This window comes from Bradyrhizobium sp. STM 3809 (assembly GCF_000239795.1).
GTDB lineage: Bacteria > Pseudomonadota > Alphaproteobacteria > Rhizobiales > Xanthobacteraceae > Bradyrhizobium.
In genome coordinates this window covers 1-710 of the sequence record NZ_CAFJ01000416.1, presented here as the reverse complement: position 1 = coordinate 710, position 710 = coordinate 1, and the positions used below count along the sequence as shown (strand labels likewise).

Genomic DNA, 710 nt, shown 5'->3' with positions numbered 1-710 from the left:
CCGCCAGGGCGCTGATGGGCCGCACGGTCGCGGCGATCGGCGGCGCGATGTACAGCCAGTATCGTTGCCTGAAAGTGTCCGAATGCCTGCCGCTGCCGGACGGCACGACGCCGGAAGAGGGCGCGTCCTGCTTCGTCAATCCGCTGACCTCGCTCGGCATGACCGAGACGATGCGCCGCGAGGGCCACACCGCGCTGGTGCACACCGCGGCCGCCTCGAACCTCGGGCAGATGCTCAACAAGATCTGCCTCAAGGACGGCATTCCGCTGGTCAACATCGTGCGCAGCGCCGGCCAGGCCAAGCTGCTGCGCGGCATCGGCGCCAAACATGTCGTGGACTCGACGTCGCCGACCTTCATGGACGACCTGGTTGCGGCGCTGGTCGAGACCGGCGCCACCATCGCCTTCGATGCGATCGGCGGCGGCAAGCTGGCCGGCCAGATCCTCAACGCGATGGAAGCGGCGATCAACAAATCCGGCAAGCATCCCTACAGCCGCTACGGCTCGAACGTGCACAAGCAGGTCTACATCTACGGCAGCCTGGATACCCGCCCGACCGAGATCACGCGCGGCTTCGGCATGACCTGGAACGTCGGCGGCTGGCTGCTGTTTCCGTTCCTGATGAAGATCGGCCGGGCGGACAGCGAGCGGCTGCGCCAGCGGGTCGTGGACGAACTGAAGACGACCTTCGCCAGCCACTACACCAAGGTC

Annotated in this window: 1 protein-coding gene; it reads left to right on the top strand. The window is 66.6% G+C overall.

The features are described from left to right. Nucleotides 1-710 (top strand): NADH oxidase (locus BRAS3809_RS20140; protein WP_035657134.1); only part of this gene is annotated, 710 nt, incomplete at both ends.